10 protein-coding genes are annotated in these 9973 nt (G+C 60.4%); 2 read left to right on the forward strand and 8 right to left on the reverse strand.

From position 1 onward, the window contains the following. Positions 1–86: 86 nt before the first annotated feature. The 4 genes from P2PM1_RS22665 to P2PM1_RS22680 form a co-directional block, all read right to left on the reverse strand. A complete protein-coding gene (locus tag P2PM1_RS22665; RefSeq protein ID WP_024897186.1) occupies positions 87–1079 on the reverse strand; it encodes a tyrosine-type recombinase/integrase in 993 nt (330 codons plus the stop codon). Next, positions 1076–2020, reverse strand: a complete 945-nt coding sequence (locus tag P2PM1_RS22670) for a tyrosine-type recombinase/integrase (protein ID WP_149145806.1) — start codon at positions 2018–2020, stop codon at positions 1076–1078. The genes P2PM1_RS22665 and P2PM1_RS22670 overlap by 4 nt, the downstream gene beginning before the upstream one ends. Continuing rightward, complete coding sequence (locus P2PM1_RS22675) at positions 2017–3237, reverse strand: site-specific integrase (protein WP_186400663.1); 1221 nt, start codon at positions 3235–3237, stop codon at positions 2017–2019. Before P2PM1_RS22675 ends, P2PM1_RS22670 begins: the two co-directional genes overlap by 4 nt. A 491-nt stretch (positions 3238–3728) precedes the next feature. Continuing rightward, entirely contained in the window at positions 3729–4127 is a 399-nt protein-coding gene (locus tag P2PM1_RS22680; protein ID WP_371637015.1) for a LysR family transcriptional regulator substrate-binding protein, read from the reverse strand. A 28-nt stretch (positions 4128–4155) separates the two neighbouring features. Between P2PM1_RS22680 and P2PM1_RS22685 the strand changes: the two genes are divergently transcribed. Next, positions 4156–5099 (forward strand): IS630 family transposase gene (locus P2PM1_RS22685; protein ID WP_186400664.1). Its coding sequence is split into 2 segments (ribosomal slippage): positions 4156–4489 and positions 4489–5099, totalling 945 coding nucleotides; the frame shifts between segments, so codons are not numbered across the junction. Here the strand turns inward: P2PM1_RS22685 and P2PM1_RS22690 are convergent. Beyond that, positions 5071–5646 (reverse strand): LysR family transcriptional regulator, encoded by a 576-nt coding sequence (locus tag P2PM1_RS22690; protein WP_244301604.1) that lies wholly within the window; start codon positions 5644–5646, stop codon positions 5071–5073. The two genes, P2PM1_RS22685 and P2PM1_RS22690, sit on opposite strands and share 29 nt — an antisense overlap. 160 nt (positions 5647–5806) lie before the next feature. On the opposite strand from P2PM1_RS22690, the gene P2PM1_RS22695 reads away from it, so the two are divergent. Further along, on the forward strand, positions 5807–6526 hold the full coding sequence (locus tag P2PM1_RS22695; protein ID WP_186400665.1) for a putative quinol monooxygenase: 720 nt from the start codon (positions 5807–5809) through the stop codon (positions 6524–6526). A 401-nt stretch (positions 6527–6927) separates the two neighbouring features. Here P2PM1_RS22695 and P2PM1_RS22700 read toward each other — a convergent pair whose 3' ends face one another. From P2PM1_RS22700 to P2PM1_RS22710, 3 genes are all read right to left on the reverse strand, one after another. Then, a complete protein-coding gene (locus tag P2PM1_RS22700) occupies positions 6928–8823 on the reverse strand; it encodes a cation-translocating P-type ATPase (protein ID WP_169289223.1) in 1896 nt (631 codons plus the stop codon). 227 nt (positions 8824–9050) lie between these two features. Next, entirely contained in the window at positions 9051–9449 is a 399-nt protein-coding gene (locus P2PM1_RS22705; protein ID WP_169289221.1) for a cupin domain-containing protein, read from the reverse strand. A gap of 96 nt (positions 9450–9545) precedes the next feature. After that, the gene (locus P2PM1_RS22710; RefSeq protein WP_208985391.1) at positions 9546–9740 is read right to left on the reverse strand and encodes a hypothetical protein; all 195 of its coding nucleotides are present in this window, start codon (positions 9738–9740) and stop codon (positions 9546–9548) included. Positions 9741–9973: the final 233 nt, after the last annotated feature.

The raw sequence follows: 9973 nt of genomic DNA on the forward strand, positions 1-9973 counted from the left end.
GCATTATGCCGTAAGCTGGATTATGCCGCATGGCCGAGTTCGGCGGCCGTTGCGTCTGCTGTCGGCCATGCGGCAGTTCGGCATAATCAGAGCGTTTCGAGGAAAGCGAGCAGCTCATCGCTTGGGCGATAACGCCCGGTATGCGTTTCTGGGCTGGCAACCTGCGCGAGCGCCTTTTCCTTCAGCCGCATGTCGGCGTGGATATAGATCTGGGTTGTTTCCACGGATTCGTGCCCAAGCCATAGAGCGATCACGGATTGGTCGACACCATGATGCAGCAATTCCATCGCCGTGCTGTGCCGCAACGTGTGCGGCGTGACGCGCTTGCCTGCGAGGCTCGGGCAAACTCGTGATGCTGCTAGGCAATGCTTGCGCACCAGGTGTTCCAACGCATCGCGACTGAGCCGCTCGCCCCGGATCGACGGGAACAATGGCCCATCGCTGTTACGGCGTTCGCCTATCCAGCCCTGAATCAGCTTAGCTGTATCGCGACGAAGAGGAGTGCTGCGTTCTTTCCGCCCCTTTCCGATGCAGCGGATGTAGGCGCCAGTCCCAAGAACCACGTCCTTGCAGCGCAGATTGATCAGTTCTGACGCTCGCAATCCGGTCTGAAGCGCAAGCAGCAACAGAGCGTGATCACGGCGTCCCACCCATATCGTTCGATTTGGTGCTGCGAGCAGCGCCGCGATCTCTTGAGCGTCAAGGAACGTCACGCTTCGCTTCACATACCGCTTGTTCGGCATCGAGAGAATACGCTGGCAATGAAGAAGCCAGCTCGGATCGGTCATTGCGACGTAGCGGAAGAATGATCGGATCGCGGCAAGGCGTGTATTGCGGGTGCGCGCCGTGTTGCCGCGCGCCGTTTCCACATGGGTCAGGAAGTCGGCAACGAGATCGGCGTCGAGATCCTCGATCGTGAGCTTCGTCGGCGGCTTCCCGCACCTGGAACTCGCATACCGGATCAGCAACCGGAATGTGTCCCGGTAGCCAGCGACGGTGTGGCGGCTCGCCTCCATTTGCGTAGAGAGCCGGTCGGTGAAGAAGCGTTGGATCAGCGCGGGGAAGTTGGTCGCCTTCATCGGATTCCCGCCTCCGCCGCCACGCCAGTCATTCGGGACGAAGCCAGTTCCAGCAGTTCCGGGACCGCTTCCAGATACCAATAGGTATTGGCAGGGCTTGCATGACCCAGCCATGTCGTGAGCTTGATCATCTCGCGGCTGACATCTTTGCCCGACCGGTACCAGTTCAGCATGGTCCGCACCGCGAAGGTGTGGCGAAGATCGTGAATGCGCGGCCCACGGCCATGTCGAAGATAAAGCTGCGGCTCTCGTAGCCCAATCTGCTGGCACACATGCGCGAAGTTGTAGCGGGCGCTGCAATCGCCAAGACGATGCCCCTCGCAGGTCACGAAGAATGCTCCCGGCCTGCGCCCGAGCAGCCGGTCCCGCTCGCGGCCGTAGCTTTCGAGCCGTTGCACGACGCTATGATCCAGCGGCAGCAATCGCTCCTTGCCGAGTTTGCCCTGCCGGACGTGAAGAATGCCGGATTCAACCTCCAGGTCAGCAGGATCGAGACCGAGAGCTTCGCTGATCCGAAGTCCGGTCACGGCGATCAGCCCGAAGAGCGTCGAGCAGGTCAGGCCACGCAGGCCGTAGACCGATGGTAACGTCCGCGCCTGATCGATGATCGCAACGATTTCAGCTTCGCTATAAATATATGGATGCACGCGTTGAAGGCGGCCAGGCACCAATCCTCGGGGTGGAGCCTCGTGCCTCGGATCAATGCCATGCAACCATTCCGCAAATTGACGGGCCACCCTGAAGCGTGTTGCCCGGGTTCCGGGACTGGCGGATGGCAGGCTCTCGAGCCAGCGCATGACCAGATTGGTGTTCACGTGCTGCGCGCCATCGCGGTCGGCGAAGGTGGCGAAGCGACGGAGTATCCGTGCATCGGTACTCAGATCGGCGCCGAGGACTCTTCTGAGAGTCACGTAGCGGTCAAGTTCGGCAAGGAAGCTCATCGTGCCTCCTCCGCGACGGGCCAAGATTGGGCGATGGAGCGTAGGCTATCCGTGTCGAGTTTCGCGTAGATCATCGTCGTCGCCCGCGACCGATGCCGTAGCAGATCGCCGATTTCCTCAAGCGATGCGCCGGAGCGCACCATATTCGTCGCTAGGCTGTGGCGCAGAACATGCGAGCCCACATAGGGCGTCGGCGGCTTCACGCCCGTCGCCGCGAACGCTTCCTTCAAGATGTCGTTTATGACCTGGCTGTCCTTGAATGGGCGGTTTGGCGCTCGGTGCGTCACGAACAGCGTGCGCGTGGTCGTTGACGTTCGCTCCTGCTGCAAATAGCCGATGATGGCTTCGCCGACGTCGGGCGGGATTGGCAACCGATCATGACGCTGGCCTTTTCCACGGACCAGCAACTCGCCGGCCCGCCAGTCCACGTCATCAAGCTGCATCGCGATGACCTCCGGTGCGCGCAAGCCGAGGCGGGCCATCAGCATCAGCATTGCGTAGTCGCGGGCGCCGCGCCGCGGATTGACCCGTACCGAGGCCAGAACTGCCTCCACCTCATCGGGAGACAGATGACGCGGAAGCCTGGCGCCCCAGGGCTTATGCGTCCTAGGCACGCTGAGCGACAGGTTGGTCGTCGTCAGGCCCTGTGCGAACAGATACTGGAAGAAGCTGCGCAGATGCGTGGCCGGCGTCTTGTCGCGGAACGGGTGCTTGCGCGCGAGCAGGTGCTCCATGAACGCCACGACATCCCGGATGTTCATCGCCGGAAGATCGAGCATATTGTCACCAAAGCGATGATCGAGGAAGCGATCCGCGAACCGCAGCACATGATAAATCGTTCGCGGGCTGAGGCCGCGCTGCTGCAGAAGATAGGTTTCAAAATTGCTCAGCAACTCTGCACGTTCGGCCTGCGCAGGTGTCAACGGTGGCCGTGTCGCCACCCCGATCTCAATCAGATGCGCGACAAACAGCCTGGCAAGATTGGGAACCTTGATCTGGCTTTTTGGTGTGACCGGCAACCGTCGCCCTAGTTCGACGGCAAGTTCTGGCGTCAACGCCGAGGGTGCAATGCCCTCGGTTTCGAGCAATCGCCCGAAGCGGCGAAGCAGGTATCGGTAATTCGCCAGGGTATCGGGTTTGTAGTTCTTTGCAGAAAGACTGTCCTCGAACGACGCGAAGTAGGGATCAAGGGAGGTAGTCTGATCTGATATTTCCATTTCTTGCGCTCCATGTTGTTGGAGCGACAACCTTCACGACAAAGACATATCTTTCGACCATATTTTGCGACAGCTTCCGACCCCATTGTCGCCGTTCGGAGCGCCGCGTTCGGCGCCCGAAACCTGCCGTTCATTCACTTCCACCCGACGGCAAAGTCGGGGCCGTCTGCTGAAGAGGTCATCAGGGAAATCAAGCGGCTCTTCAAGATTGAAAAGAACCCACCCACTGTTACCCGCGCCGAAGGTCGCCTCACGCGGCGCGGTGGCTTCTTGAAGAGTACGTCACCGACGACTATCACCGCACACAATGGGTGTGGTTCGCTGTGACCTTCACCGCAATCTGGCGCAATTTCTCCAGCGCTAAGTGGCGGATTGCGGGCGAGATCTCGAAGAAAAGTAGAACGGACGTTCGAGCGTGATGCCGCGAAAGTCTGGTCTGAGCCCAAAGTGACGAATGCTGCACGATGGGCGAATGTCGATTACCGACCTCACTACGCCAGCGTGCGCGTCATCTCACGGATCAGATCATTTGTCTCTGGTCTCGTCGTTTGGTGCCGATATCGAAGGGCCAAAACAGTTCTTGATATTTCAAGGCCATCGATGGGTTTCGACACCAGGCCCATGTCCGAAGGAATAGCGGTGGCTGGCAGGATCACCGCACCTGACCCTTGCCGAGCAAGTTCAACTAACCAATCCACGCGATTTGACCGATAGGCCGCGTAGAGTTCGTGACCATGATCCGCGCAGGTCCCATGCAAAACATCCCGCATTTCGCAATTTAGGCGGTCAAGCATGTCAGTTTTAGCAAGAGCCGAAAGAGAGATCGCATTTAGAGCACGTCCGGCGATAGATGAATCGATTGTGATGTGACGGCGGCGTTCGCGGGTGATTCAACATCCACCTCGATGGAGGTGGATGATGGGAAGAGCACTGAGCGGGGATCTTCGTTCGCGAGTTGTGAAGGCTTCGAATGAGGGCATGTCGGCGCGCAAGGCGGCTGCCCGGTTCGGCGTGGGAGTATCCAGCGCGATCCGCTGGATTGCACGGGCCAGAATTGGCGAACTGGCGCCACGCCCGCAAGGTCGTCGCCGCGCTTCCCGCCTCGATGCACATGAAGCCTTCATCGTCGACATGATTGAGGAGCGCAAAGACATCACGCTGAACGAGATGGTGGAGCGACTTCTGGTCGAGCGGTCGGTGAAGATCAGCCGCAGCGCCTTGAGTGCCTGGCTTCGGGGCCGTGGTTGGACCGTGAAAAAAAGTCCGCGCATGCACTTGAGCAGGACCGCCCTGACATCCTGAAGCGCCGCCTGGCCTGGTTCGATGGCCAGCTCGATCTTGACCCAGCGAAGCTCGTGTTCATCGACGAGACGGGATTGTCGACGAAGATGGCCCGGCTGCGAGGCAGAGCGCCACGCGGCGAGCGTTGCCGGGCTGGCGTGCCGCATGGCCATTGGAAAACCACGACCTTCACCGGCGCGCTGCGGCTGACGGGCATGACCGCGCCCTTCGTCTACGACGGCGCCATGAACGGCAACGTGTTCCTGGCCTATGTCGAGCAGGTGCTGGTTCCTTCCCTGTCGGAGGGCGACATCGTCGTGATGGACAACCTGCCCGCCCACAAGGCCGCCGGCGTGAGCGAGGCGATCGAGGCAGCAGGCGCGAACCTGCTCTACCTGCCGCCCTACAGTCCCGACTTCAATCCCATCGAGAACGCCTTCGCCAAGCTCAAGGCGCTGCTGCGCGCAAAGGCCGAGAGGACAATCGACGCATTGTGGGACGCAGTCGGCCCGCTCCTCGACCTCTTCACGCCAGCCGAATGCGCAAACTACTTCAAAGCGGCCGGATATGACCCGGATTAAACTGGACGTGCTCTAGTTCAGCCAACGGATGCGACTTTGACACCACGACCTTGTAGTCCTCTTCATAGAGATGGTCTATACGATAGAGGTCTTCACTGACCTTCTCTGCGGTGACTACAACGTCAAATTCACCATCTCGTAACCCGGCAAGAAGCTCGGAGGTTGACGCAACGATCAATTCGATTTCGGCTTGCGGCAATCGCGTACGAGTACGCTCCATAGCTGCCGAAATCCTGTTGTGGCCAATCGTTTCGCCGACACCGACAGAGATTGGAACCCGCTCCAAGCGCATATGACGGACCGCCTCTGCCTTAGCCTGTCGCGTCTCATCGTGAACCTTCTGCAACCTTGGCTGCATGAGTTTACCGAGGGACGTAGGCCTGCATCCCGCACGGTCCCTGACAAACAGGTCACCTCCAAGCTCGTCTTCAAGTTTCTTGATCGCAGTCGTCAAGGAAGGTTGGGAGACATTGGAGGCACTGGCTGCGTGGGTGAAGTTTCGGTGCTCGCAGACGGCGAGAAAATACCTGATCTGGTTCATTTCCATCGCCACATTCTCCGTCACATCTCATTTCAGGCCATCAAAACAAGTTCGATAGTCCACGTCTATCAAAGAATAGAATTTCGGAATTGGAGCCCGGCGCACCCAGCATGGGACAAGAGTGCATCGAAACCAAACACGATGCACTTCAAATCAGGAGACGACCATGAAAGCGCAAATCCTTCAGACATTCGCCGCACTGGCTCTGTTCACAACTTCTGCAACTGCACAGGACAACGCAATGGAAAATCATACTGCCAGCTACATCGCCATGCCCGCCGCCGAAGGCCAGACCGGAGCCTTCGCGGAGTTTCTGGCAGGTGCCGCACCTATCGTGCGGGAAACAGAGACGGGAACTGTACTTTGGTTTGCTCTGCAAGCCGACGATATGCTCGCAATCTTTGACATCTTCGCAGATGAAGAAGCACGCGACGCTCACTTCTCAGGAGCGGTTGCTGCGGCTTTGAAGCAAAACGCCGACGCGCTGGTCGACGGAGGATGGGACGACGGTGTTGTCGCGAATATCAACAACTCCGATGTCCTGTCGGTAAAGGCGCCGGTTGATCTCTACACGGCAACGACCGCAACTTACATCAAGCTCGAAGCTGCTCCAGGTAAAGGCCCCGAATTGGCAGCCTTGCTGACCGCCGCCGGCCTCATCGTCGCAGAAACTGAACCCAAGACATTGTTCTGGGCGGCGCTGCAGATTGACGGGAACAACTTCGCCATCTTCGACATCTTTGCCGACAACTCTGGCCGCGAAGCGCACTTTGCCGGACAAGTCGCCGGACTCCTGAATGAAAAGGCTTCAGAATTGATCTCAGGTGGATGGGACGACGGTGTGGTGGCAAACGTCCACAATTTCGAAATCCTCGCTACCAAGTAATCTCGAGGTGACTTGAGAAAGAAGTGCCCGGTGCAATCCATCGGGCGCTTTGCTGTTTGAATTTAGATTCACGCCAAAGCGGCCGTGCCGGAACTGGCAAGCGAAGCTCGCACTCGCCTCCGGCTTGGAAAGGGCGGCTATCGGCGGGAACATGTCCGCGCCTTCGCCCAACACGCCGAGATCGCGGACGACGCGATCTACATCGAGGGCAGCAAAAAACACCCTATTGAGGACGCCGGTAGCCACCAAAGGAGGAAAGTCGGCGGGAATCGGCGTTCCCGGTTTTTACCAAAGTGGCGGAGGGAATGGGCCTGACGTCCAACCTTCTCTGGGCCGGAAACGAGTTGAAGTCGTTGTCTTCAACCCGCGCGCCGCGGGATTTTTCTGCGATAGGCATGACGTTAGACGGGGGCGCTGATGCTGTCGACCGTCACCACCTGATCTGGTGACGCTGACTTGTTTTCGTTGCGGCGGATGGGGTCCCTCAGCAAACGCAGCCCGTTGAGCACCACCAGAACCGTTCCGCCCTCGTGACCGACCACCGCGAGCGGGAGAGGCAGCTCGAAGAATAGCGCGCCTGTCACGAGAATGACCATGGCACCCATGGCGAAGGCGAGGTTCTGCCGAATGATCCTCGCCGTGCGACGCGCCAGTCGTTGCGCGTCGGCAAGCCGTCCCATGTCTTCCGACAGAAGCGCCACATCGGCTGCCTGGAGCGCGACGTCGGAGCCCGCAGCACCCATGGCGATCCCGACATCGGCGCGGGCCAGCGCGGCGGCGTCATTGACCCCGTCGCCGACGAAGGCGACCTTGCCTCTGGCAGCCAACTCCCCCGCCATCCTGACCTTGTCCTCCGGCAGCATGTCGGCATGGATTTCCTCGGGCTTCAATCCGAGCTCTTCGCCAATGCGCAACGCAACCGGACGGCGATCGCCGGTCATCATGATGATTTCGGTGACCCCACCTTCCCGCAATGCGGCAAGCGCCGGCGCAGAGGTCGGGCGGGCCTGATCCGCGATGGTAACAGCTCCCATCACCTGCTGATCCCGCCCGAAATAGATGACCGTCTCGGTGTCCGCAGCCAGCGCCTTCAGCATCGGGTGATCGATGGAAGCGTCCATTTGCGTGGCGAGGCGCGGATTGCCTGCCCACAACTGCCTCCCGCCGTCGTCGCCGACGATGCCGGCACTCGGCCGGGTGATCACGTTAAGTACCTTGGCCGGTTCAACACCGCGGCTGACGGCTTCCTGCCGGATGGCTGCGGCGCTGTGATGTTCCGAGTGGGCCTCAAGTCCAGCCAGCAGCGAGAGGAAGCGTCGCTCATTGCCGTCGAGCGCCACCACCTTCGTGATCGAGGCCCTGCCGGTCGTCAGCGTTCCCGTCTTGTCGAAGGCGAAGGTGTCGACCGCCGCCAGCGTCTCGAGCGCGGCGCCGCCCTTGAACAACACACCTCCGCGCGCGGCAGCCGACAGGGCGGAAAGAATCGCGGCAGGGACGGAGATCACGATCGCGCAGGGGCTCGCCGCCACCAGCAGGGTCGCTGATCGGTAGAGCGCCTCCTCCCAGTCGCGCCCCAGCCAGTAGAAGGCGGCGAAGGCCAGGACGGCTCCGACCATGACCGCGACCGTGTAGCGTTGCCCGAACCAGGAACTGAAGCGCTCCGACGGCGCCTTGGCCGCCTGCGCCTCGGTCACGAGCGCGATCATGCGGGCAACCGTGCTTTCCGCGATCGTCTTCGTCACGGCCATCTCGAGCACGCCGTCGAGGTTGACCGTCGCCTCGAAGACCGGGGCGCCGGGTTGCTTGGCGACGGGCATGGACTCGCCGGTGATATGGGCTTCATCGAGAGAGCCCCGGCCGCTGACGATCACCCCGTCCGCCGGAACCCGCGCGCCAGGCCGCAGCACCACGACGTCATCCACCTGAAGATCGGCAGCAGGGACTTCCGAGACTGACTCGTCCGGCGCCTTGCGAAGTGCCGTCTCCGGCCGAAGCTCCATCAACGCCTCGATGGCCCGGCGCGCGCGGCCGAGCGCCCGTTCCTCCAGCGTCGTGGAGATGCTGAAGAGCGTCAGCAGGACGGCGCCCTCGAAAGGCGCCCCGACGGCCGCAGCCGCGACCGCTGCAACGACCATCAAGAGGTCGATGTCGAGGATCCGCTCCTCCCACAAGGTGGCGGCCGCCCGCCAAGCGGCTGGCAGTCCGCCCGCTAGATAAACGAGCAACAGACCTGCGAGGGAAAAGTACGCGGCGGCGGCACCCTGCAGCGGCCAAAGAGCGAGTATGGCCAGAAGCATCCCAGCGACGGTCAGGACCGTCAAAACGAACGAACGATCGATCTCGAATGCTTTTCCCACTTCATCTCCTAATCGCGGCGCAGGCTCTCATGCCGAAACTATGCTTCCGGGCGCAACAACGCGCGCCGCCCGCCGTAGCGACGAGATCATGAACGTTCGACGATGGTCGCCGCTGGCTCCTGTCAGTGAGACTGGTGCCGGTTTCCGACAGAGTCGGCAAAGCCGAGCTATTCTTCGGTCGTCTTTCCGTCGAAGTGCTCGTGGGCAGCGTCGGCTTCGCCTTTGGTCGAATGGACGACGCCATCGACATGTTCGGGAGGACTGTAGATCGTGTAAAGCCTGAGGGGCTCGTCGCCCGTATTCCTGACATTGTGTCGCGCGCCCGCCGGTACGATCATCGCCATGTCCGACTTTATCTTGTGTGCGGCGCCATCGATCAGGATCTCGCCTTGCCCCTTCTCGACACGGAAGAACTGGTCGCCACCGTCATGCACCTCTTCGCCAATCTCTTCGCCGGGCTGTAGCGCCATCAGGACCAACTGCATGTTCCTCGCCGTATAGAGGACCCGCCGATAGTCGGCGTTCTCCTCGGTCAACTTTTCGATGTCATCGACAAATCCGTGCATTAATCTGCTCCTTCGTTCATCAGCTTTGTACCAATAATCTGGGTCGAATCTTGATCGCGTTCAAGCGAAAGGCTAGTTGTCGTCGGTGGGAGGTATTTAGCAAAGATCATCCTTCCATCCGGTCCGCGTGGCATCGCTGGAACTCCGTCCCTCCAGCACAGATGCTTCCTTTACCAATTCTTTGGCCATGAAATCAAGGAACGCACGAATCCGTGCCGTCTGACGCAGATCCTCATGGGTCAGAAGCCACAGATCGAGCGTGAAGTCTTCCGGCAGCGCGGCCACACGCACGAGATCAGTTTCAAGGTCGGCAAGCCCGCAAGGTAAGGGAGCTAATCAACTTAAAGCTGTTCACCGAAAGCGCGGCGGTTAACAGGTCCGGAGAATACCGGCCCGGAGAGAACGCGTGTGCGCCCTTCGGGGCGTGGGCCAGTTAAGGGCCCCTCCCGCATAACCCCCGAATACAACGGAAAAATCCGGCCGGAGCCGGATCGGGAGAACGCTTTCGCGAGGGCAAGTGGCGG

Origin of the sequence: Stappia sp. P2PMeth1 (assembly GCF_900185735.1) — a bacterium.
Taxonomy (GTDB): Bacteria; Pseudomonadota; Alphaproteobacteria; order Rhizobiales; family Stappiaceae; genus Stappia.

Excerpts from the sequence above, each read along its gene's own strand:
- P2PM1_RS22705 (WP_169289221.1), bottom strand. The coding sequence starts at position 9,449 with ATGCACGGATTTGTCGATGACATCGAAAAGTTGACCGAGGAGAACGCC.
- P2PM1_RS22675 (WP_186400663.1), bottom strand. The coding sequence starts at position 3,237 with ATGGAAATATCAGATCAGACTACCTCCCTTGATCCCTACTTCGCGTCG.
- P2PM1_RS22690 (WP_244301604.1), bottom strand. The coding sequence starts at position 5,646 with ATGGAAATGAACCAGATCAGGTATTTTCTCGCCGTCTGCGAGCACCGA.
- P2PM1_RS22700 (WP_169289223.1), bottom strand. The coding sequence starts at position 8,823 with ATGCTTCTGGCCATACTCGCTCTTTGGCCGCTGCAGGGTGCCGCCGCC.
- P2PM1_RS22670 (WP_149145806.1), bottom strand. The coding sequence starts at position 2,020 with ATGAGCTTCCTTGCCGAACTTGACCGCTACGTGACTCTCAGAAGAGTC.
- P2PM1_RS22665 (WP_024897186.1), bottom strand. The coding sequence starts at position 1,079 with ATGAAGGCGACCAACTTCCCCGCGCTGATCCAACGCTTCTTCACCGAC.
- P2PM1_RS22695 (WP_186400665.1), top strand. The coding sequence starts at position 5,807 with ATGAAAGCGCAAATCCTTCAGACATTCGCCGCACTGGCTCTGTTCACA.